The following is a 23,209-nucleotide window of genomic DNA, read 5'->3' as shown; positions in this document are numbered from 1 at the left end:
CTACTCATCTCTCATTTAATACAAATTCTTCTCATACTTAAACTAAACTATAAAGGAATTCTTTTTCCTTTTCTCATCTGCCCTCAGTCTACCCTGTTCTTATTCATTCGTCAAGGTTAAATCGGGTCTGAGCTTTTTAGCATCTCGTAAGTAAGCATGAAAGATTTGATCTTGCTTTAACTCTGTATTAACCGTTAAAAGAACACGAATACACATCGGCAATGAACCTGGAACAGGAATTTCACGTGCACATACAACAGGAACAAAAGACCAACCTGGGAATTCTCTCAACACTTTTGCTGGGAATGTCGCAGTAACATCTTCTGTAACAGTAAAAAGTACTTGGGCTACAGTTTCTGGATCAATATTATTTTGTTCAATTAAGATTTGAACTAATTCCTTCGATGCCTCTGTAATCTCTTGATCAGTATTTTGTTCAATTGTTATAGCACCTCTTATACCTCTAACCAACACTTTCCACCTCCATTCGTTCAACTAATATTTTCTCAATAATGGTCGGTGGAACTTTCATCAAAATAGGGTCTCCAACACGATTTAAAAGAACCAGTTTTATTGATTTTGCCTCAGCCTTTTTATCTTGCTTCATTTTGCTAATAAGACTTTTCTTATCACACGACATAGGTACCTTCGTTTGATAGCCTAATTCGTTAAACCACTGTTCATATTGTGTTACATTTAAATCAACCTGATTGACTTCTTCACTTACTCTTAAAGCAAAAACCATTCCAATCACTACAGCTTCTCCATGCGTTATTGCTCCATAACCTAGTTCAGATTCTATTGCATGGCCTAGTGTATGCCCAAAATTCAAGTAAGCACGTACACCCGATTCTTGTTCGTCTTCTTGAACGATTTTTGCTTTCACTGAAATGGACCTTTTTAATAACGTGCTAAGTTGATCAAGAGGAATTTCTTTAACCTTATTAATTCCTTGCAACCAAACTAAGAAATTCTCATCTTGGATAAATCCATGTTTTATCACTTCGGCAAAACCTGATCTCCATTCCTTATCAGGTAATGAAGATAATGCCTCTGTATCGTAAAATACAGCTTCAGGTTGATGAAAGCTTCCGATCATATTTTTACCGAGCGGATGATTAATTGCCACCTTTCCCCCAACACTACTATCGTGTGCTAGTAAGGTCGTTGGGACTTGAACGAAGCGAATCCCACGCATGTAAGTAGCAGCTACAAAACCAGCTAAATCACCAACTACTCCCCCACCTAAAGCAACGATTAAAGATTTCCTGTCCAAAGAACTTTCCAATGCCTTCGTTAAGACTTGTTCATACACAGAAAAAGATTTAGATGCTTCTCCACTCTTAATGACTTCCGTATAGATGTCTACATCTTGAAAGCTTGCTACAACATCTTGCAAATAAAGTGGTTCTACAGTGGAATCTGTAATGACTAGAACCGATGAAATCGGCTCAGTCACTACATCTTGAATCAAATCACCAACTTGATGACGAATACCGGCATCGATGTAAACACCATATGTTTTTGATTTGGCTTCAATTTGCACTTGATTCATTAAAAGGTCCTCGCTTCATCCTGGTGACGTTTAACATTTGCTTCAATCGTTGACATTTGATCGTGCCCGAACGTTTCTAGAAGTGCATTAGCTATTTCCCAAGCTACTACAGCTTCTGCTACTACAGACGCCGCAGGGACAGCACAACTATCCGAACGCTCAATACTTGCCTCGAACGGTTCTTTCGTATCAATATCGACACTTTGAAGAGGCTTATAAAGTGTTGGAATTGGCTTCATTACTCCACGAACAACGATCGGCATTCCTGTAGTCATGCCCCCTTCAAACCCACCTAAACGATTTGTTTTACGTGTATATCCTTTTTCTTCATCCCAAATTATCTCATCATGGACTTGGCTACCAGGTAAACGAGCAGCTTCAAAGCCAATTCCAATCTCAACACCTTTAAATGCATTAATGCTCATAACTGCAGCTGCTAATTTCGCATCAAGCTTCCGGTCGTAATGAACATGACTTCCAAGTCCTACTGGCACATTTTCAACGACTACTTCAACGACGCCCCCAATAGAATCCCCGTCATTCTTGGCAGCATCAATTGCTTCCATCATTTTGACACTTGCTTCTTCGTCTAAACAACGAACTTGTGATGCTTCAGAGCGAACTTGTAAATCTTCTACTGAATCGAAAGAAGTATTTTCTGCTTTCACTCCACCAATTTCAAGAACATGACCACCAACTTTAATGCCAAAAGTCGAAAGCAACTTTTTCGCGACAGCTCCTGTTGCTACTCGAACTGTTGTTTCACGCGCTGAGGAACGCTCTAGAACATTACGCATATCACGGTGTCCGTATTTAATTGCGCCATTTAAATCAGCATGTCCAGGACGCGGTCTTGTCAATTTACGCTTAACTTCCTTTTCTGCGTCTTCACCAATTGGCTCAGCACCCATAATTTTTGTCCAGTGTGTCCAATCCTTATTTTCAACTACTAATGCAATAGGAGCCCCAGTTGTTTTACCATGTCGAACCCCGCTTAAGATCTGGACTTGATCCTTTTCGATTTGCATTCTTCTTCCACGTCCATATCCACCTTGGCGACGCGCTAAATCTTGATTTATGTCTTCAGCCACCAACTCTAGTTGAGCTGGTATTCCTTCAATAATCGTTGTTAATTGCGGTCCATGTGATTCACCAGCAGTTAAGTATCTCATCTCTACTCCTCCAATTTAGCTCTTTCTCTTTATCGCTTTTATGCGTTAAATTATAACATGATTTTTTATTGGTGTCTCGAAAAATTAAGACAATTTCATTATTATTTAAATATTGTAACAAATCAGCAGACTTTAGTCTAAGGAAAAAAAGAAAGTTTGGCCCCATTCTTCTCTTTCCTGTCGAGTTACCAAACTTTCATTCACAGTTGCAACTATATTTTTTTGTAGAAAAACGTTTCTTCTGTCTTGAATTGATACGCAGCAGGATTAAAAATTTGTTCGGTACTACCAACAAATAATACTCCACCAGGTCTTAATGCTCTACTAAATTTATGATAGAGCTCTTCTTTAGCTTCTTCTGTAAAATAAATCATGACGTTACGACAAACAATTAAATCAAAGCTTTCCTCAAAACGGTCAGCCAAAAGATTTTGCTGTTTAAAACGTACAGCTCGTTTTATTAAGTCATCGACTTTGTATCCTACAGAATCTTTCGTAAAATAGGTAGTTAACATTTCCTTAGGAACTTCCTTTAATGAACGTTCAGTATAAAAGCCCGCCTTTGCCTGTTCAAGAATTCCTCGATCTATATCAGTAGCTAAAACAGAAACCTTTGATAATGACATGAATTTTGAAAGAATCATAGCAAGTGTAAAAGGTTCTTCACCTGTCGAACAAGCTGCACTCCATACTTTTGGGTTTGGATTTTCTTGTATTATTTGAGGAAGAACAACGTTCTCAAGCACTTCCCACCTTTTTGCATTCCGGAAAAATTCTGAGACGTTAATTGTCATTCGATCTAGGAATTCATTAAACATCTCATTGTCATAAATCATCGCTTGATAAAAGGACATAAAATCAGGATACCCTTTTTTCGTTCGCAATGCTTCAAGTCGTCTTTTCATCTGGGCTTCTTTATATAATGATAAATCAATGCCCGTTTTCTTTTTAACCTTCGCAATAAACTGTTGATAATCGTCGATCATTTCTTTTCTCCTCAATGTGTTCTGAGTTAATGATACGATGAAAAAATGTAAAATACTAGCCAAAAAGAAAGCTCGTCCAAGGATGGACGAGCTTTCTTTTTAATACGCTTACATTAAACCCATTTATTTACTTCTTTATCATAAGAATTTAATTCTTCCTCATTGAAGAAGATGTTAATTTCTCTTTCAGCGCTTTCTGGAGAGTCAGAACCATGAATAACATTCATAGCAACTTGAACACCATAGTCTCCACGAATGGTACCAGGTGCTGCCTCTTGCGGGTTAGTTGCTCCCATCATTGTGCGTGCTGTCGAAATAACGCTTTCACCTTCCCATACCATCGCAAATACAGGTCCTGAAGTAATAAAGCTAACAAGCTCCCCAAAGAAAGGACGCTCTTTATGCTCACCGTAATGTGTCTCAGCAGTTTCTTTTGATACAGTCATTAATTTGGCAGCAACCAATGTAAACCCTTTCTTTTCGAAGCGTGAAACAATCTCTCCGATTAAATTGCGTTGAACTCCATCTGGTTTAATCATTAAATATGTACGTTCCATCTGTAACCTCTCCTATCAGAGTATAAGTAGTATCAAAACACATCTATCAGTATATCAAACAATTATTTACTGAACAATATTACTTGTGAAATATTTCTTGGAAAACGCAAACAATGTCAAATTCTTTACCAAAAAAAGATCTCAAATAAACAAATTTGAGATCTTTTCCAATTAGAATTTCCGTTTCCCAATATATGCTGCAATCTCTCTTAAATATTGCTTTTCCTCTATATCAGGTAACTGTTCTAAAGCATCGTAAGCCTTTTGTAAATAACGATCACTAATTGAGAGAGAATATTCAATTCCACCTGATTGTTTAACTTCTGTTAGAATTTCGGTGAGATCAATGTTCTCTGGAAACTTAGTCGCTAGCATCTCCTTAATAAGATTAAAAATATCAGGATCCTTATGCATCGCATAAAGAGCAGGTAAGGTCACATTTCCTTGACGAAGATCTCCACCAGCTGGTTTTCCTAATTGTTCCTCTGTCCCAATGAAATCTAATACATCATCTGTTATTTGAAATGCCATCCCAACATTATAACCAAATCGATATAAATTCCTTTGCGTCTTATAATCAGCCTTAGCTGCTAAGGCTCCTAACTCACAACTAACAGCAATTAAAAGTGCAGTCTTCCTTTTAATTCTCCTAAGATAAATACGGAAATTTTGCTCCCAATTGTACTGGTCTTTAATTTGTTCAATTTCTCCTAGACACATTTCAAGCATCGCATTAGCTAATATTTCATGTATTTTAGGGTTATCAAAGAAAGTCGTTGTCTCAATTGCTTTTCCAAAAATAAAATCACCCGTATACATGGCAATACGGTTATTCCATTGTGACTTTATCGTCTTTTTTCCTCTTCGAAGTTCCGCATCATCAATTACATCATCATGAACAAGAGAACCCATATGAATCAATTCAAGTGGTACTGCAATATGCTTTAAAGCACAAATATCATATTGCCCAAATTTAGCAGCCAACAAGACAAATACAGGACGAATTCGTTTTCCTCCTGCTTTAAGTAACTGGATAGAAGCCTCTTGCAAAATGTCATTGTTTGATTTAACTGAGCTCTCAAGTTCCTTCTCAATTATCGTAATATCAGATTGAAATTGCATATATATTTCTGCTAGTTTCATGTCGTCCACCTTATTTATTCGAAGGCGATTTCACATCGCCGGTACTCAATCACTGTATTTATTAGATCATTGTATTGTAATATTTGCAAGTGCTTACTCAAGTGTTCGCGTAACATCCCATATATTTAAACTCGTAACCGGACTAGGCAAGTACCCCAACTTATATAGAAGTTGATAATAATAGATCAAGCCCTCTTGTTCCCGTTCACCAAAATCATTACATAAATTTTGAAAATATGTATTCCAAAATAATCGTTCGCCACCATGCGTCAGAACGATATCATCAATCATCTGTTCATACTGATCAATTTCACTCTTTCTTTTACTTTCTAAAAAGGAGCGATACACATACCCAACAATACTGGAATGCTTTTGTAATGTTTCATTACGAACTGCAAAAACGGCAAACGTCATCGAGTAACCCGTTTGCTTATACCATAATTCACCCAAATCATAAAAGTGATACAGATGACCTACTTCTCTCTTTGCAACAATAGCGTCATCACCAATCAGTAAACAGGCATCATAGTCCTGTAACATCATTGCAAGATTAGGCTTCATCATCTTACACTCAATCGTAAATGAATGAAAGTGTTCCAATATGATCTTAAGCAAATGAACCGATGTAGCAGAACTTGATGTTAACGCAATCTTCGAACCATTTAACTCCATTAACGGTTTTTTAGATATTAGAAAAATCGAATTAACTGCTCCATATGAAGTAACTGAAAGGTTAGGTAACAATGAATAGGAATTAGCATTAGTGGCATAGGCAAATGACGAAATGCCTCCTATATCAATTACTCCTTCAGACATCCCCTTATTTAACTGTGCTGGTACCTGAGGAATAAACGTACAATGACGTTTATGTAGTTCTTCTCGGTCAAGGTAGTAAAAAAAAGGAAGAATATTGGTATATGAGATTTCCCCAACGACAACACTCATTGCTTTTCTCCCCACCTTGTAAACAATTGATGTTCAACACCCAAACTATCCAAAGCCTTCCCAACTAGAAAATTAATTAAATCATCCATGGATTTTGGTAAGTGGTAGTAACCTGGCATCGCAGGTAAGATTTTCGCCCCAACTTTTGAGACACGGAGCATATTTTCTAAATGAAGTTGATTCAACGGTGTTTCTCTTGGAACAAGAATTAATTGCCGGCCTTCTTTTAGCATAACGTCAGCTGTTCGCTCTAATAAATTTCCGGATGCTCCAGTTGCAATTCCTGAGAGCGTCCCCATTGAACACGGAATTATAATCATTCCATCATTTTGATAAGAACCGCTTGCAATAGGTGCTCCATAGTCGTGAAGATGATGGGTATGAAGCTCCCCATCAAATTCACCAAATAAATCATGAATGACAGCATTTCGATCTTCTGTATCTAATAATAATTCTTCTTTGAAAACACGCCATGCTGCCTCAGTTAATATTAAGTGGACTTTATATGATTGTCTTAAGAGTTCCTGCACCAACCTTACCCCATAGACGGCCCCACTCGCTCCTGTAATTCCGACAACGTATATCCCTTTCTGTCTGTTGGTCATAGTAAAATATCTCCAATCGCAAATATGAACATTACAAGGCTTAGTATGCCATTCATTGTAAAAAATGCTACATCTAATTTAGATAAATCATTTTCAGATACAAGTGTGTGCTCATACACCATAATGGCTCCCGCGATTAGAACACCTATAAAGTAAATCCAACCGAGTGGGCTTATAAAAAACAAACTAACAAAAGATAAGAAACTTAACACATGAAGAACTCGAGCAATCTTTAGTGATCGTCCTATACCGAACCGACTCGGAATAGAGTGTAAATGATGTTCACGGTCATAATCGGCATCTTGAGTAGCATAAATCACATCAAAACCAGCCGTCCATAATGCAACAGCAAGGAATAATAACAGTGCCTCCCACGTTAGTGTTCCAGTTGCACCTACCCAGCCTCCAAGTGGAGCAAGTGCAATTGTAACGCCTAATATAAGATGGCATGCCCAAGTAAACCGTTTCGTATAAGAATAAATAACAAGAAAGAAGACAGCTAGTGGTAATAAGTAAACTGCTAACATATTTAACTGAAACGCTGAATAGAAAAGTAATGCGAAAGAAACAATAATGAATAATAAAACTTCGATTTTTGACACTAATCCTGCTGGTATCGCTCTTGTTGCCGTCCTTGGATTATGTTTGTCAATTTGTTCATCAATGACACGATTTAATGACATTGCAGCACTTCTTGCCCCTACCATGGCAATAGTGATCCAAATCCATTGAGAGAGTGATGGGAAACCTCCATTCACAATAAAAGAACCTAAAACAGCTCCAAAATAAGCAAATGGTAATGCAAAAACTGTATGTTCGAACTTAATCATTTCTAAGATGATTTTTATCTTTCTAATCACAATATCTACTCCAATTCTACTCCTTCTTACCAAGGTGCATTGCTGCTACACCACCAGAATAAGCTTTAACTTCTACTTCTTTGAACCCCGCCTCTTTAAACATTTCAGCCAACTTTTCACGATTGGGAAATGACATCGAAGATTCTTGTAACCATGAGTATTCATCATAACTCTTTGCAAAGACTTTTCCGAATATCGGCATGATTTTCTGAAAATAAAAAAAGTACAGCTGTTTAAAGACTGGGATAGTTGGTTGCGATGTTTCTAAACAAACCGTCATACCTCCAGGCTTTGTCACGCGATACATCTCTTTTAACACCTGCATATAATCAGGGACGTTTCTCAAACCAAATCCAATTGTAACAAAATCGAAACTATTGTCTGGATATGGCAACTCCATTGCATTCCCATGATTCAAATGAACTTGAGACAATTTACGTTCTTCCACTTTCTCTTGTCCAATTTTCAGCATATTTTGACTAAAGTCAAGTCCTTCTACTTTTCCTGTTGGCCCAACTGCTTCTGCCAATGCTATTGCCCAATCTGCCGTACCACAACACACATCTAGCGCATGATCTCCTGGTTTCACATTCATTTTCTTCATAGTGTCCTTACGCCATGCTTTATGACGCTGGAAACTAATTACAGAGTTCATAACATCGTATTTTTTATAAATCGATTCAAATACTTGATGAACTCGTTCTTCTTTCGACTGTACCATCTGTCTCACCCTTCTTCTGCTACGATCTCTTGCAGCGACGTACGTTTAATTAGTTCATCCACATGTTCAATCACAAAGCGATCGAATGATTTCAATGCCTTACTATTTGCTAGTAACCGATCTTTGACGTCTTCTATTTTAGCTTCAATCGCCTTTAACTCACTACCTTTTCCATCGGAATCTTTAAGGATAGAACTCATAATAGGACTTGTTTTGCCTTCAAACCATTTGGCCTTGTCACCTAATAACCGTTTTAAATAAAAGAAGTCCTTGATAACTCTCTTCCAATTTCCTTCATCAAAATAATCACACATGTTTTGTAACAGAACTGATTCAATTTGAGCTGCATTATTCTGAATTTCTTCATAAGAAAGGTTATCGGTGTTCATGAGATTCATCTTATGTTCATTGATTTCTTGGATTGATTGACTAAATACTCGAATCATTGGCAGCTGTTTCTTTTCTGCTAATAAATAATAATAGAGCCCAACGTAATAATCACCTGCGAGAACGGTTAATTGACGATTCTTACGGAGCCGATCCGAATGAATAGGATGAAGGGAGACTTCATCATGCATATCTAGAGCAGCTTGCAGTAATAGAGCTGAAATCGTAAACATTTTAGCTTCGTTTGTAGATATCCTTTTCTGCATCATCGCATATAGAAACCGTACCTTATCTTCATCCAGATGCGGCTCATGTACATATTTCTGTAAGAAGCGATGCTCTGTAAGGCCATAGAAGCTCTTTTTGATTTCTTTTACTTTGTCATTAAACTGACTCATACTCACCATTCAAAATCCCCCAAATTCCGTCCAACATTGTTGTACTCGCTTTAATTAATGCACTCTATTATAACATAGCTTCTTATAGCGAGTAAGTGAAAGTAATCTATTCTGTTTTACCTAAACCGTAACTATTCATCGGTTTCTATTGTTCCATGACTAGTCTGAATAACTGCCTTCCCTCTAATTTTCACAGCAGAAGTATGCTCCGTAAATTGAGCGATCATTACTTCGCCTTTATCTAATTTTTCCGAGTGATGAAAGCGAGTATCTGAACCACGTGTAAGCCCTATTACATTTACACCGTTTTCCTTAGCTTTAATCACAAAAAATTCATTTTCATTACTCATCTCAACTCTCCTATCTCTAAAACGGATGAATTCACTTTTTCTATTTTAACATGAAACAAACAATTTCGCTTCATATGTTCAATAATTGCAGAAATCTCTTCGTATCCCGTTAAAATCTTAGCATAAAGATTGCTTATAAAGCAAAAGGAACCCCCTATGAAAATAGGGGGTTCCTCGATTAAGCATATTACTTAAAGAATGATCGCGATAAGTCCTCCGGAACCTTCATTTATAATTCTTTCTAGCGTTTCCTTTAACTTATAACGTGCATTTTCTGGCATAAGGGATAGCTTTGCTGATATCCCTTCACGAACAATTGAATTTAACGATCGCCCAAAAATATCCGAGTTCCAGATGGATAGTGGGTTCTCTTCAAAATCCTGCATTAAATATCTTACTAGCTCTTCACTTTGTTTCTCAGTCCCAATGATTGGAGCAAATTCAGATTCAACATCCACCTTAATCATATGGATAGATGGAGCAACTGCTTTCAATCTGACTCCAAAACGTGACCCTTGACGAATGATCTCCGGCTCATCTAAGCTCATGTCTGATAAAGCAGGCGCAGCTATTCCATAGCCAGTTTGTTTCACCATTCTCAAAGCATCTGCAACTTGATCATACTCTTCTTTCGCATGAGCAAAATCCTGCATTAATTGAAGAAGGTGGTCTTTCCCTCTAATTTCTACACCAACGACTTCTTTTAATACTTGATCATATAGGTCGTCTGGTGCGTACAAATCTATCTCAGCAATTCCTTGCCCCATTTCGATGCCTGCAAGGCGTGCATCATCAATAAATTCATATTCTGTAAACTGTCCAACGACACGATCGACATCGCGTAGTCGCTTAATATCTTTAACTGTCTCACGGACAGATTCTTCATAACTTTGGCGTAACCAATGATCTTCTCTCAAGACCATAACCCAGCTTGGAAGGTTAACATTTACTTCATGAACTGGAAACTCGTATAAGACTTCGCGGAGAACATTATTAATATCTTGATCTGTCATGCTCTCAATACTCATTGCTAGACAAGGAATGTCATATTCCTCAGCAAGTTGTGCGCGTAATGCCTCAGTATCAGGATGATGAGGACGGACACTGTTGACTACCATAATAAATGGTTTACCTACCTCTTTTAATTCCTCAACTACACGAGCTTCTGATTCTAAATAGTCTTGCCTTGGGATTTCTCCAATCGATCCGTCCGTTGTAACAACTACACCTAAAGTTGAATGTTCTTGAATTACTTTACGAGTACCAATCTCGGCCGCTTCTTGGAATGGAATCGGTTCTTCATACCAAGGCGTATTAATCATCCGTGGTCCATGTTCGTCTTCATACCCTTTTGCACCAGGTACTGCGTATCCTACACAATCCACTAAACGAATATTGACGTCCAATCCATCATCTACATGAATAGAGATTGCTTGGTTGGGCACAAACTTTGGTTCAGTGGTCATAATTGTTTTCCCGGCCGCGCTTTGTGGCAACTCGTCCTGAGCACGAGCTTTCTCAGATTCATTCGTAATATTCGGGAGTACGACTAGTTCCATAAATTTTTTAATAAATGTCGACTTCCCTGTTCGAACCGCACCTACAACTCCAAGATAAATATCGCCACCTGTGCGTTCAGCGATATCTTTGAAAATATCAACCTTTTCCACGTGATCCCCTCCCGATCGAGTAAAAATTTGAGATTCAACTTCCTCCGCTAAACCATTGACACTATCATATCTATGACGTTGTCCAAGGTTTATGACAACTTCTAAAAGAAAGTAGATTCTCGTTTTTGGGCTACCGAGAAGGGGAGATAACAAAAATGCCCCTTCCTTTGATATATATATCAATAAAGAAGGGGCATTAGACCAAAAAAATCTAAGTATATTATTTTTTTCTTAAATTCATCGCGTAGGAAGGTTCACCATGATCATCAATCACGTATGGAACACTTCGAAACGGAACAAAAGGTGAATTCTCGTAAAGGAGTGAACGAATATCTTCTCCTTTTTGTAAATCAACTTCATTTTCTTGGAGCATCATATTTAGATCAATTCGATAATCAATAATAATCTCCCCATCGTTTGTTAACAATAGGGGAAGTAATGTATCATGATACGGACTTTTCACATGGGGAGCTTCTTTATAATTAAGCGCCTCATGATCTAGCTTAAACAGCCCTGTATCAAGCATTTCTTCTATCGGTGCAAATTGGTGCTGCCTCATATAGTCATTTAAGCGTTGTTGTAATTGACGTACTTCATTTTGAGATGTTAGATCAATGACTCTCACTTCCGGTTCTTCCTCAACATTTACAAGAACATATTGAAACACCCCTCCGTTTTCGAACGCTGTACCAGGAGGTTGTTGTAGATATCTTGGTATTAACTGATTAAAGTCTACAATATAACGTTGATATATTGGCGTATGTTTATCAAATGTCCTAATTGGTAAAACCCCTGTATCTGTCTGAAATTGCTCGACTGCATGTTGGACAGACTGTAATTGATCTGGGTAAGGTATCCGGTTTTCTGCACGCTGATCGTCTGGGAACATACAACCACTTAACAATAAAACTACTAAAAGAATAAAACTTCCAAATAATCGATTCATCACAGTAATCACCCTCTCTTTATGTTCTAAGTAGCAGTAGGTCCACCTAAAACAATCAGAAAGACAATAATCCCTGAAACAACTAAACAAACAAAAGAAAAAACTAATACAACTTTTTGAATCCAACCTTTTAATTTTTCACGACTAAAAATAGTAGCAATGACCGAGACAAACATTAATGCCATTGCAAAGAACGAAATCCACATATTCATCATCGCTTGTGACACGATTATCATCCTCCAATAATTTATTCCAGCACACATTATAGCATAGCTCGTCCCAAAAGTCGGTGTCAGGATATAGACATTTTGTTTCAAAATGATCTAAGTGCGCACATGATCGCGGTAAACCCGCTCATACTTTATTTATTTACCCAAAGAAGGGAAAAGAGCGGCCTTTTTTTGGGTAAATAAATAAAATTGGAGAAGTGGGGGCGCGCTTCTCCAATTTGACGACGAAACCCTTCGCCTAAAACACAGCCCTATAATAATGTTCGTTCTTTACAAGTATATGCATAAACTTTATAAGTGTTTGCAGCAAGTGCCTACAAACCTTATTTTTTATTGAACATTTTTGCAAGTGAAGCAAAATCCATTGGCATGTTGTTCTTTGTAATTGCTTCTACGATTTGATCTTCTTTTTCTTTCGGTACTTGTTTGTTTGCAAGTTTTGCCACTTGTGCAATGAGCTGTCTAACAGCAGCTTCATCTTGAAGATTTGTATTGCTGACAGAACTAGCAAGTTTGAATAACTCCTCAGGCTTTACATTTGTTTTCTTTTGAATTTGATCCATGAAAGATGAGTCATTATTTTGAACCATGATGCGCCCTCCCTCATTGTAATATCACGATATTATATGCGTGAGGGAAAAGATGGTGCACATCACAAGTTATGTATTTACTTTAAGAACTTCATAGATAGCTCTTCTACTTCGTGTTTTTTAACACGTCCCATTAGCTTTTCTGTAGCATCTTTTGGATGAAGCCCTTCAAACAAAACAGCATATAGAGCATTAATAATCGGCATATCTACGTCTAGTTTGGAAGCTAGTTCATGAGCAGCCTTTGTTGTTCGAATCCCTTCTACAACCATGCCCATTGATTCCAAAACTTCATCTAATGATTTTCCTTCACCTAACATTTTCCCTGCTCGAAAATTTCGAGAATGGATACTTGTACAAGTAACGATCATATCGCCTAACCCCGACAAACCAGCGAATGTTAATGGATTCGCTCCTAACTTCACTCCGACTCTAGCAATTTCCGCTAATCCACGAGTCATAATAGCTGCTTTTGTATTATCCCCTAATCCTAGACCTGTTGTTAAACCACAAACAAGAGCAATGCTATTTTTAAGCGCTCCACCTATTTCTACTCCAACCAAATCAGAATTCGTGTAAACTCGAAAGTGCTTATTAATAAACAAGTCTTGTGCTAATTCGGATGCCGCTTTTTGTTCTGAAGAAACAGTTACAGTTGTTGGTTGCCTTAAACTTACTTCCTCAGCGTGACTAGGGCCAGATAACACAACAACATCACGCAACAAATTTGTCTCACTAAATTCTTCGACAATCATTTCCGATATTCTTTTATGGGAACCGGGTTCAATCCCTTTACTTGCATGAATGACTGTTACAGGTTGGGATAAGACATCTATCATTTGCTTTACGGTTTCTCTAATAGCCTTTGTCGGAACAACAAGAACAACTACTTCCGTATTTTCCAAAGCATTTGAAAGATCTGTAAAAGCTTTTATGTTTTTTGAGAGTGTAATATTCGGTAAATACTTCGAATTGGTTTGTTGTTGATTAATCTCATTCACTTGTTCAGCCCTTCTTGCCCAAAGGTTGACATTATAATCATTATCGGCTAACACAATTGATAGTGCAGTGCCCCAACTTCCCGCTCCAATGACAGCTATGTTATTCAAGTTATTCACTCCTTACTCTCTATCGTTGACTTCTTTCCAATTTTGCTTTCAGTTCCTGTTAGTAATCGGCTAATGTTTGTTCGATGTCTCCAAATCGAGAGTAGGGCAATGATACTAGATAAGTACAAATACATACTCGGATAATCATAATAAGCGTTAAGTACAAAGACGAACATCGGTGTTAGTATCGCAAACAATAAAGAACCTAAAGATACATATTTAGTAAAGACAATACTTAAGATGGCAATAATCCCTGCCCACAATGCTGGAAAAAAAACAAGAGTAGCTAATACTCCGATTGTAGTAGCAACACCTTTTCCTCCACGAAACCCGTAATAAATAGGCCAGTTATGACCAAGTATTGCCGCTAATCCCGTTAAAGCCGGGAAAACCCCCGCTGAATTCTCCGGCGCAATTAGCGCTGCTATAAGTACAGCAATAATTCCTTTTAGAACATCAAGCGCCAAGACAGCTATTGCGGGACCGATCCCTAAAACACGCAATGTATTCGTAGCTCCTGCATTTCCACTTCCGTGCTGTCTAATATCTACTTTTTTAATCTTTTTTGCAATGATGTAACTAAAACTTAATGATCCTAATAGATAACCAAATACAATTGTTAAAATGAGTGTAATGATCATTGTACCTTCCCCCATTTCACTCTCTCCCTTTATACATTTTTCTTTCTAGCAAAAATTTTAATTGGTGTTCCTTCAAACTCAAAGGTTGCACGCAATCGATTTTCTAAAAAGCGCTCGTATGAAAAATGCATTAATTCTGGTTCATTAACAAAGAAAACAAATGTAGGAGGCTCAACTGCCACTTGTGTCACGTAATTGATTTTCAAGCGTTTTCCTTTATCTGTCGGTGTCGGATTCATCGCTACAGCATCCATGATCATATCGTTTAAAATATTAGTTTGAACACGTAAATGATGGTTCTCTGATACTTTTTTCACCATAGGCAATACATGCTGTAAACGCTGTTTTGTTTTCGCTGATACAAATAAAATAGGTGCATATGTTAAAAAAAGTAATTCTTCTCGTAGCTTTGTTTCGAAATTCTTCATTGTTTTATCGTCTTTCTCAACAGCATCCCATTTATTAACAACGATTACTACCGCTCGTCCCGCTTCGTGTGCATAACCAGCAATTTTTTTATCTTGTTCAATTAATCCTTCTTCCGCATTAATTACTACTAATACGACATTTGATCGTTCTATTGCTTTTAGCGATCGAAGAACACTATATTTCTCTGTGGCTTCGTAGACTTTACCACGCTTCCTCATTCCTGCCGTATCAATTAAAACATAGTCTTGTCCATCTCGAGAAAACGGAGTATCAATAGCATCTCTCGTAGTTCCCGGAATATTACTTACAATAACCCGGTCTTCTCCTAACATCGCGTTTACTAGTGACGATTTCCCGACATTTGGGCGACCAATCAATGAAATTCGAATTGTGTCTTCATCATAAGGGTCTTCCTCAAGATCAGGAAAATGCTTGATAACCTCATCAAGTAAATCACCTAGTCCTAGGCCGTGGGAGCCTGAAATTGGATAAGGCGTATCCATCCCTAATGAATAAAATTCATACAATTGCTCTTGCATTTCCGGATTGTCAATTTTATTTACTCCTAGTACGACAGGTTTGTCAGAACGGAATAAGATTTTTGCAACCTCTTGGTCAGCACTTGTAATCCCTTCTCTTCCATTAACAATGAATATAATCACATCAGCTTCTTTTATTGCTAGTTCCGCTTGTGCTCTCATCTGAATTAAAAGCGGCTCATCTCCTAATTCAATCCCACCAGTGTCAATTAGATTAAATTCACGATTTAACCATTCACCTTTACTATAAATACGATCACGAGTAACCCCTGGCATATCTTCGACAATCGCGACTCGTTCTCCTACTATCCGATTGAAAATTGTTGACTTCCCTACATTAGGACGTCCGACTATCGCAACAACTGGCTTTGTCATCACGTCACAACCTTTCTTTTCATATGTAAAAACATCCAAATTTTATTGTAACTTTTTTATCTTACTTGATTTCCTTTCACTTGTCGACATATTCTCGCAGGTCAATCATCCTTTTCAAGAACTTCTTTTAAGTGTATGAGTCTTTTGTTCTGTCATAAATAATCTCGAAGCCCATGTTGAGACTTTTAGAAGTAGCCAAATGACAGAAAAGAATAAAGATAGAATGGCGATTACATCAAACACATATAGACTCCCTATTTCTTGATGAATATATATATTGCGTTTGAGAACCAATTTGGTTAATAATTCCCCTTGGACTAACCCAAACAAAGAAGTTATAAAACGGTCTTTTATAGAATGCGACAATATAAATGCAATCATTCCTATTAAAGACGCTGACATCCATCTGCTATCTATATACTCAATCACTGGATCATAAATTAAAATCATTTGAAAGCCGCCATAGGCACCTGCTATCGTTGTAGAAATAATAAATAACCGAATGAGTTGCATCTTTTTATACAATTTAATTTGTGAACATAAATAAATAGAAAAAAGAATAAAAGCAATACTTATTTCCAAATGACCTATATTTATTGAGAGCGGGAGAATGATTAACATAATAAGAATGGATAACGCAGCAAAAAATCTTTTACTCGACTTCGCCCAAAAGAAACTTACCACTACCCAGAAACTCCAACCAATCCAATAAACAAAAATCCCTTCCATTCTTCCACCTCCTTCCTTATAAGTATCGACGAAGGTTAAATGTTCTAACCATAAAATACATAAGAAAGCAACTTTCTAGGAACATTAAAATGGACTTCAGAATATCAAAGGAGGTAGAAATAATGGGAAAAGATAGACAAGAAAGCAAACTAAGAAAGTCTGGACACGTTGAATCTGATCGCGATCAGAGTTTAGAATACGCTGGCGCTGCAAAGCTACAAAGTCCAGAAGAAGCTAGACGACAACAAAAACGATAATATAAAATATATGATTTTTTGACAATACGTTGTTTAAAGCTCCACAAACTTTTTAGTCGTAACGGAAAAAATCGCATCCTATTCATCAATTGAATAAAATGCGATTTTCCCCCACTATTCATTTACTAAAATGAAACAACTCAACTTTCTTACCGTGTACTTATACTCTGAATATCGATCCCACGTTGACAAGCCCATTGATAGGTTTCTCCTGAAAAAACTAATGGTACCTTTGTTAAATCATGTGGGCTTTTAACGTCAAGGGCCGTTAAAATCATTGTCAGGTCTTCTTTCAAGTCTGTTATTTCATTTATTAATGCCTCTTGACCGTCTTCTTTCAATATTTTCAAAAAGTAACCTGCAAAGCCGCCAGCTCTTGCTCCTAAAGCTAGGCTTTTCGCAAGGTCTAACGCTGTTTGCATTCCTCCTGATGCTAAAACATCAATACATGTGTTAGCATGATGCACTTCTAATAAAGAAGCTGTTGTTGGTATTCCCCAATTATCAAAGAATCTTAATTGACGGTCTCTGCGTTTATTTTCAATTTTAGAAAAGTTCGTACCACCAAAACCGCCTATATCGACCATTTCAACTCCAATGGCGGCCAACCTCTTTATCGTTTCTTGACTCATTCCAAATCCTACTTCTTTGACGATTACAGGTACTTCCAATTTGTGAACAAGTTCTTCTATTCTTTTGAACGTCCCAGCATAATTCCTGTCACCCTCTGGCATAACAAGCTCTTGTATGACATTTACATGAAGTTGAAATGCGTTTGCTTCAAGCATTTCAACAGCTTGTCTTGCCTGGTCAATACTTGCTTCACTACCTAAATTCGCAATTACCATTCCTTTAGGGTTAACTTTGCGAACAATTGTATAGCTCGGTTGCTGCTCTTTATCTTTAATAGCGGCCATTTGTGACCCCACAGCCATAGCAATATCCGTTTCAGCAGCCACTTCAGCAAGTTGTTGATTGATCTTTGTCGTTTCTTTCCCACCGCCACCAGTCATCGCATTGATGAAAATCGGCGAACTTAGAGTAAGTTCGCCGATTTTTGATGAGAGGTTTATTTCATCTACATTTATTTCAGGAATGCTATTATGAACAAATTTAACATCCTCAAATCCATGTGATAGGGCTTGACCGGTTAATAATGCATGGTTTATGTGGTCTACCTTCCGAGCTGATCTACTCACGTCTCATCACATCACCTTTTGTTAGCTTTTATATTTCTTTAATTGATCTCCAATCATATCACCAAGAGAAAAACCGCCTTGTTCTTCCTCTTTAGAAGCCTCGTAAGCTTTGTAATCTTCATCAACCGTTTCTTCTTCAATTAATTCACGAATACTTAATGAAACACGCTTTTCTTCTAGATTCACATCTAGCACTTTCACTTGAACTTTTTCCCCTTCAGTCAGCACTTCAGAAGGCGTTCCAATATGACGGTTCGCGATTTGAGAGATATGCACTAACCCCTCAACTCCAGGTGCAAGTTCAACAAATGCCCCAAACGAAACTAACCTTCTTACTGTACCTTCTAAGACATCCCCTGCAGATACTTGATTTGTAAAAAGTTCCCAAGGACCCGGCTGTGTATCTTTTATAGATAATGACACACGTTCACTATCTTGGTCTACAGATAGTACTTTCACTTTAACGGTATCCCCTTCCTTGACAACATCGGATGTTTTTTCCACACGATGATGGGCAAGTTGAGAGATATGTACTAATCCATCTACACCTCCGACATCAATAAATGCTCCAAAATCAGTAAGCCTTTGAACTTTCCCCTCAACCACATCACCGGCTTTTAAAGATTTCAAAACTGATTTCTTCTTATTTTCAACTTCTTGATCAAGGACAGCTCGCTGAGAAAGAATTAACTTATTATTGGCTTTATCTATTTCTGTCACTTTTAAACGGAGTGTTTTACCTTTGTAGTCAGAGAAATCTTCAACGAAATGACGCTCAACTAAAGATGCTGGAATAAATCCTCTAACTCCTACATCTACAACTAAACCGCCTTTTACAACATCAGCCACTTCAGCTTCTAGAATGTCTCCTGATTCAAACGCTTTTTGAAGTTCGTCCCATGCTTTCTCTGCTTGTACTGCCCGCTTTGAAAGGATTAGCTCATCGTCCTCTGATTTTAGAACTTTTAATTCGAGCTCATCGTCAACCGAAAGAACGTCACTTACTTTTTCAACGTGCAGACTCGAAAGCTCACTAATAGGAACAATACCATCTACTTTAAATCCCACATCCACAAATGCTTGTTTGTCTTCAACTTTTGTTACCTTACCTGTAACAATTTCCCCTACAGCAAAGGATTTCATTTTTGTAACTTCATTGTTCATTTCTTCGACCATTGACTTTTGCCTCCTCCTTCAATCCGCTCCTTGCGGTAACTCACTATTATTTTAACGATCTTTCACAATATGCGAAAGAAAACTTTATTACTAAGATTTTAATTAGAATGCTCCTCAAGTAATTCTTTAATTTGGTTCATGATAACTTCAGTTGCTTCTTCAGCTGAAACTTTTTCACTTCTAAGTTGTGAAAAGTCGATTGGTTTCCCATAAACCATTTTTAATGACTTGAATCGCTTATAAGGTCCAATAATGGCACAAGGAATAACAACAGCATCTGTCCTTAAAGCAAAAAAACCTGCCCCAGATAATCCTTTCCCTAACTGACCATCTCTACTTCTCGTTCCTTCAGGAAAAAGGCCAAGCATTTTCCCTTCCTTTAATAATTTCAATGCTGTCCGAAGTGCTTGCTTATCACTCATCCCTCTGCGAACTGGAAAAGCTCCTAACCGAGGTAGAAGTTGCTTTAAAATCGGTTGCTCAAATAACTCTTGCTTCGCCATATAACTTATCGGTCTTTTAATATAAGCCCCTAACAAAGGAGGATCAAAATTATGAATATGATTACAACAAAGTAAAACAGGACCATCTTTCGGTATATTCTCTTCTCCAATGATCTCAACTTTATAGGATGACGAGAGAACCATTCTCGAAACGGCTTGACCAAATTGATAGATTCCCATTTACACTGTTCTCTCCTTTGCTAATTTAATAATTTTTTCAGCAACTTCATGAATAGACATCTTAGTGGATTCAATTTCCACAGCGTCAATTGCTTTTTTTAAAGGAGCAAAGTCACGTGTTGAATCCAGCTCATCTCGTTTCGCAATTTCCTTTTTTAATTGTTCGAAATCTGAAGCTATTCCTTTAGCTTCATGTTCTTCAAATCGACGTCTGGCACGTTCCTCAACCGAAGCAGTTAAAAAGACCTTTAGCTGAGCATTTGGCAATACAAAAGTACCAATATCTCTTCCATCTAAAACTGAATTTCCACTTTTGGCTAATTCCCTCTGCCTTTCGACCATTTCAACCCTAACTTGTTCATGGCTAGAAACTAGCGAAACATTCGATGTCACTTCTTTTGATCGAATTTCTTCTGTCACGTCTTTCTGATTAACAAGAACAGTTATTCTACTTTCCTCATGGTTCAATGAAATTGTTATTTTACTTAATAACTTATGTAAGGATTGTCCGTCTTTAAGGTCAACACCTTCTTCAAGAGCAGCATATGTTAATGCACGATACATCGCACCTGTATCAATATAAAGAAACGATAATCGTTCAGCAACTAACTTTGCTACAGTACTTTTTCCTGCGCCTGCAGGACCATCAATGGCAATATTCATCTGTTTGTTCATTTCCTTCTACACCTCATAACCATCCGAACATTTGAAAGTGTTTTCATTTAGACACTTAGCCAATTGTTCTCATCATCATCTTATCATACTATGACTTGCCGGTCTAACGAAAGACACACAATATTTCAGACATTTCCGAATTTAAGCTTCTTGTTTTCGTCGTATAGCCAACTGCCGTTCAAAACAAAAACGGATAATTTTTTCTCTGTCTTGTTTATCCATTTCGATAAACTGTAAGGAAACTCTTTCTCTAGCGTCTTCTCTCGGTTTAACTATTCTTATAATACGACAGCGTGCCTTTACATAACTAATTTCTCCCGACTGCAAATGTAATATAAGCCAGATAGTTAATTCTCCATTTTGTGGCAAAGAATTCCCCTGAGGAATTATGAGTGCACAGCCGCCACCACTAATATCTATTGTCGCACTAGTAAAAGGGGAGAATTCTTGATTAATCGGATGTAGCGCTACATCTACCGCAGTTTCCACACGAACGTGGTTCCTTCTTTGAATTCGAATATAGTTTTCTTTCCCTGGATCTTTTAATAATAAAACAGGGATATGCCCTTTTCTTCTACCAACTATTTCTGTGTTAAATGAATAAACCGCATCATCTTCAGCTATGTACCAAGCTCTAAATTCAGTACCATCGAAGAAATAACTAGGTTTATTCGTTTCTTCGTCTATAGGATAATCAATAATTAACCTATTACTTTCAATATCTACAAACCTGCAGCGAAAACTCCTTGTTACCTTAACATTGTTTTTTGTTTCCTCTAATTCTAAGAAGATGGTAGAACCAATCTTAACCAAAACTTCTTTCTCCCCTCATCAAGTAATAACCAACCTAACATAGATGACTTTATACGGTTATTATCGCATGATTACAGAAAAAAAAGAAGAAGCATATATGCTCCTTCTTTTTATGTTTAATTCGTAAAATCATAAACAGGTTCAGAAGTATTTAAGCGATCAACTTTTTCCTCTTCACCATCTTCAGCATTGATAAAAATTCTATACGTATCATTGTCAATGACACCATAGAACTCATAACATAATACTTCTTGACCCAAGTCATTTTCAATTACAGCTAGATGATCTTCCATTACATCTAAACGAGTATTCAAGCGTTCTCTAGCTTCTTCACTCGTCAATTTCGGATCAGGAATATCACGTTCTTTGTGGTTAATTAAATATGCTTTAGCTTCATAACCTAATATATCACCATCGTCTAGTGCTACTTCTAGTGAAATCAAATCATTATATACGCGAACATTGTCTTCAAGATGAACAAACTCAAGCAAGGCAATAGAATCATATTGTCTACTATCAACAAGTTGCATATCCTCTTTGCCCATTTCCTTAAGGTATTTCTCAGCCTTTTCTACTGCATCAGAAAGGCTTATTTCTTGCTCATTTATTTGCCTTTCTTGAAGGAACCAAATAGGTTCTCCACCGTTCACACTTATATCCATATAGTAATTTGTTTCATGATCTGGATCATCTACAACAACCGTATATGCTGGATAGGCTAATCCGTTTCCAGTTTCCGCTACATGAACATTTGCTTGATTTCCGACGTCTAAATATTGTCTAGCAACCTTCTCCGCTTCTTCTTTTGAAACAGGGTCGCCATCCAAGGCCCTCTTCAACTCCCCGTTCAAGTCATCGATTGCAGCTAATCCTGCCCCCAATCCGTTTCACTATAACTATCAACGGACTTATTCATCACCTCTAGGTTATTAACCATCATATTATCAAGAGGTTCCTTTGAAGCAGCTAACTCTGCATCAATGTTTACCCATTCTTCTCCATTTTGCATCATCATTGCCTGTGACTCACGTACTTCTTCCCTTATTTCTTTTGCATAACCATAAAGCTTTTCTAATGTTTCATATTCTTCATCTGTCAACGGTTCCTTTTCTAGATCGCGAATCGACGTACGATAACTGAATCTCCCTAATTTAAATAGGAACTCCTCTGTTTTGCCAAGTTCGACACTACTTAGAGGAAGCTGTCCTATATTTTCTTGAGCTAAACTTACTACACGCCAAACATCTGCTAATGCTGGTGTTAATTGACGTCTCGAATTCATGGCAAGTGTCGCTCCCAATTGATCTTCAATTAAATCTAGATGATAGGCCAGCTCATGGAAAGCACGTTGGTAATTATTTTCCGCTGTTACTCGAAGCACTTGCTTCTCTTCTCGTTCTTGAAAGCCCCAAATTCCTGTTGCAACTACGGCTACAGCTAATAGTCCAATCACAAAATTTCGTACCACA

General features: G+C 37.5%; 28 protein-coding genes. 1 reads left to right on the top strand and 27 read right to left on the bottom strand.

Annotation, left to right across the window (positions count from 1 at the left end):
* Nucleotides 1-99: 99 nt before the first annotated feature.
* The 20 genes from aroH to BkAM31D_RS10015 form a co-directional block, all read right to left on the bottom strand.
* Entirely contained in the window at nt 100-471 is a 372-nt protein-coding gene (gene aroH / locus BkAM31D_RS10115) for a chorismate mutase (protein WP_066151500.1), read from the bottom strand.
* On the bottom strand, nt 464-1,555 hold the full coding sequence (aroB, locus tag BkAM31D_RS10110; RefSeq protein ID WP_066151502.1) for a 3-dehydroquinate synthase: 1,092 nt from the start codon (nt 1,553-1,555) through the stop codon (nt 464-466). The genes aroH and aroB overlap by 8 nt, the downstream gene beginning before the upstream one ends.
* Entirely contained in the window at nt 1,555-2,727 is a 1,173-nt protein-coding gene (gene aroC, locus BkAM31D_RS10105) for a chorismate synthase (protein ID WP_066151504.1), read from the bottom strand. Before aroC ends, aroB begins: the two co-directional genes overlap by 1 nt.
* 212 nt (nt 2,728-2,939) lie before the next feature.
* Nucleotides 2,940-3,713 carry a CheR family methyltransferase gene (locus tag BkAM31D_RS10095; RefSeq protein WP_169801086.1) on the bottom strand — a complete coding sequence of 258 codons (774 nt, stop codon included), beginning with the start codon at nt 3,711-3,713 and terminating at the stop codon, nt 2,940-2,942.
* A 113-nt stretch (nt 3,714-3,826) separates the two neighbouring features.
* Nucleotides 3,827-4,270: a nucleoside-diphosphate kinase gene (ndk, locus tag BkAM31D_RS10090; protein WP_066151506.1), complete on the bottom strand. Its 444-nt coding sequence runs from the start codon at nt 4,268-4,270 to the stop codon at nt 3,827-3,829.
* 171 nt (nt 4,271-4,441) lie between these two features.
* Nucleotides 4,442-5,413, bottom strand: coding sequence for a heptaprenyl diphosphate synthase component II (gene hepT / locus BkAM31D_RS10085; RefSeq protein WP_066151508.1), 972 nt, complete (start codon nt 5,411-5,413; stop codon nt 4,442-4,444).
* Between the two features lie 93 nt (nt 5,414-5,506).
* Nucleotides 5,507-6,358 (bottom strand): menaquinone biosynthetic enzyme MqnA/MqnD family protein, encoded by an 852-nt coding sequence (locus BkAM31D_RS10080; protein ID WP_066151510.1) that lies wholly within the window; start codon nt 6,356-6,358, stop codon nt 5,507-5,509.
* The gene (locus BkAM31D_RS10075) at nt 6,355-6,963 is read right to left on the bottom strand and encodes a UbiX family flavin prenyltransferase (protein WP_066151512.1); all 609 of its coding nucleotides are present in this window, start codon (nt 6,961-6,963) and stop codon (nt 6,355-6,357) included. Before BkAM31D_RS10075 ends, BkAM31D_RS10080 begins: the two co-directional genes overlap by 4 nt.
* The gene (locus BkAM31D_RS10070; RefSeq protein WP_276565209.1) at nt 6,960-7,826 is read right to left on the bottom strand and encodes a UbiA-like polyprenyltransferase; all 867 of its coding nucleotides are present in this window, start codon (nt 7,824-7,826) and stop codon (nt 6,960-6,962) included. Before BkAM31D_RS10070 ends, BkAM31D_RS10075 begins: the two co-directional genes overlap by 4 nt.
* A 13-nt stretch (nt 7,827-7,839) precedes the next feature.
* Nucleotides 7,840-8,544: a demethylmenaquinone methyltransferase gene (gene menG, locus BkAM31D_RS10065; protein ID WP_066151513.1), complete on the bottom strand. Its 705-nt coding sequence runs from the start codon at nt 8,542-8,544 to the stop codon at nt 7,840-7,842.
* Nucleotides 8,545-8,549: 5 nt separating this feature from the next.
* Nucleotides 8,550-9,338 (bottom strand): heptaprenyl diphosphate synthase component 1, encoded by a 789-nt coding sequence (locus tag BkAM31D_RS10060; RefSeq protein WP_066151516.1) that lies wholly within the window; start codon nt 9,336-9,338, stop codon nt 8,550-8,552.
* Between the two features lie 122 nt (nt 9,339-9,460).
* Nucleotides 9,461-9,679, bottom strand: coding sequence for a trp RNA-binding attenuation protein MtrB (gene mtrB, locus BkAM31D_RS10055; RefSeq protein WP_066151518.1), 219 nt, complete (start codon nt 9,677-9,679; stop codon nt 9,461-9,463).
* Nucleotides 9,680-9,870: 191 nt separating this feature from the next.
* Entirely contained in the window at nt 9,871-11,349 is a 1,479-nt protein-coding gene (spoIVA, locus tag BkAM31D_RS10050) for a stage IV sporulation protein A (protein WP_066151808.1), read from the bottom strand.
* Between the two features lie 220 nt (nt 11,350-11,569).
* A complete protein-coding gene (locus BkAM31D_RS10045) occupies nt 11,570-12,295 on the bottom strand; it encodes a YphF family lipoprotein (protein WP_066151520.1) in 726 nt (241 codons plus the stop codon).
* A gap of 26 nt (nt 12,296-12,321) precedes the next feature.
* Nucleotides 12,322-12,522, bottom strand: a complete 201-nt coding sequence (locus tag BkAM31D_RS10040) for a DUF2768 domain-containing protein (RefSeq protein WP_066151522.1) — start codon at nt 12,520-12,522, stop codon at nt 12,322-12,324.
* Nucleotides 12,523-12,848: 326 nt separating this feature from the next.
* Complete coding sequence (locus BkAM31D_RS10035; protein WP_371807199.1) at nt 12,849-13,088, bottom strand: stage VI sporulation protein F; 240 nt, start codon at nt 13,086-13,088, stop codon at nt 12,849-12,851.
* A 104-nt stretch (nt 13,089-13,192) separates the two neighbouring features.
* Complete coding sequence (locus tag BkAM31D_RS10030) at nt 13,193-14,224, bottom strand: NAD(P)H-dependent glycerol-3-phosphate dehydrogenase (protein WP_066151526.1); 1,032 nt, start codon at nt 14,222-14,224, stop codon at nt 13,193-13,195.
* 5 nt (nt 14,225-14,229) lie between these two features.
* The gene (gene plsY / locus BkAM31D_RS10025) at nt 14,230-14,880 is read right to left on the bottom strand and encodes a glycerol-3-phosphate 1-O-acyltransferase PlsY (RefSeq protein WP_371807189.1); all 651 of its coding nucleotides are present in this window, start codon (nt 14,878-14,880) and stop codon (nt 14,230-14,232) included.
* 14 nt (nt 14,881-14,894) lie between these two features.
* Nucleotides 14,895-16,208, bottom strand: coding sequence for a ribosome biogenesis GTPase Der (gene der, locus BkAM31D_RS10020; RefSeq protein WP_066151528.1), 1,314 nt, complete (start codon nt 16,206-16,208; stop codon nt 14,895-14,897).
* Nucleotides 16,209-16,322: 114 nt separating this feature from the next.
* Entirely contained in the window at nt 16,323-16,937 is a 615-nt protein-coding gene (locus BkAM31D_RS10015) for a YphA family membrane protein (RefSeq protein ID WP_066151531.1), read from the bottom strand.
* A 122-nt stretch (nt 16,938-17,059) separates the two neighbouring features.
* Here BkAM31D_RS10015 and BkAM31D_RS10010 point away from each other — a divergent pair, with 122 nt between their 5' ends.
* Entirely contained in the window at nt 17,060-17,194 is a 135-nt protein-coding gene (locus tag BkAM31D_RS10010) for a YpzI family protein (RefSeq protein WP_084372046.1), read from the top strand.
* 149 nt (nt 17,195-17,343) lie between these two features.
* On the opposite strand, the gene fni is transcribed toward BkAM31D_RS10010, so the two are convergent.
* From fni to BkAM31D_RS24270, 7 genes are all read right to left on the bottom strand, one after another.
* A complete protein-coding gene (gene fni / locus BkAM31D_RS10005) occupies nt 17,344-18,393 on the bottom strand; it encodes a type 2 isopentenyl-diphosphate Delta-isomerase (RefSeq protein ID WP_066151533.1) in 1,050 nt (349 codons plus the stop codon).
* A gap of 21 nt (nt 18,394-18,414) precedes the next feature.
* Nucleotides 18,415-19,569 carry a 30S ribosomal protein S1 gene (gene rpsA / locus BkAM31D_RS10000; protein ID WP_066151535.1) on the bottom strand — a complete coding sequence of 385 codons (1,155 nt, stop codon included), beginning with the start codon at nt 19,567-19,569 and terminating at the stop codon, nt 18,415-18,417.
* A 98-nt stretch (nt 19,570-19,667) separates the two neighbouring features.
* Nucleotides 19,668-20,252, bottom strand: coding sequence for a lysophospholipid acyltransferase family protein (locus BkAM31D_RS09995; RefSeq protein ID WP_066151537.1), 585 nt, complete (start codon nt 20,250-20,252; stop codon nt 19,668-19,670).
* Entirely contained in the window at nt 20,253-20,927 is a 675-nt protein-coding gene (cmk, locus tag BkAM31D_RS09990; RefSeq protein WP_066151539.1) for a (d)CMP kinase, read from the bottom strand.
* A gap of 141 nt (nt 20,928-21,068) precedes the next feature.
* Nucleotides 21,069-21,740 (bottom strand): flagellar brake protein, encoded by a 672-nt coding sequence (locus BkAM31D_RS09985; RefSeq protein WP_066151541.1) that lies wholly within the window; start codon nt 21,738-21,740, stop codon nt 21,069-21,071.
* Nucleotides 21,741-21,856: 116 nt separating this feature from the next.
* Nucleotides 21,857-22,621, bottom strand: a complete 765-nt coding sequence (locus BkAM31D_RS24275; protein WP_257391655.1) for a PepSY1/2 domain-containing protein — start codon at nt 22,619-22,621, stop codon at nt 21,857-21,859.
* Nucleotides 22,606-23,208, bottom strand: a complete 603-nt coding sequence (locus BkAM31D_RS24270) for a germination protein YpeB (RefSeq protein WP_257391654.1) — start codon at nt 23,206-23,208, stop codon at nt 22,606-22,608. Before BkAM31D_RS24270 ends, BkAM31D_RS24275 begins: the two co-directional genes overlap by 16 nt.
* Nucleotide 23,209 lies beyond the last annotated feature (1 nt).

The sequence above is a fragment of the Halalkalibacter krulwichiae genome (assembly GCF_002109385.1).
Taxonomy (GTDB): Bacteria; Bacillota; Bacilli; order Bacillales; family Bacillaceae_D; genus Halalkalibacter; species Halalkalibacter krulwichiae.
Note: the sequence above shows the minus strand (reverse complement) of the source record. Positions and strands in the feature narration are given on the sequence as shown.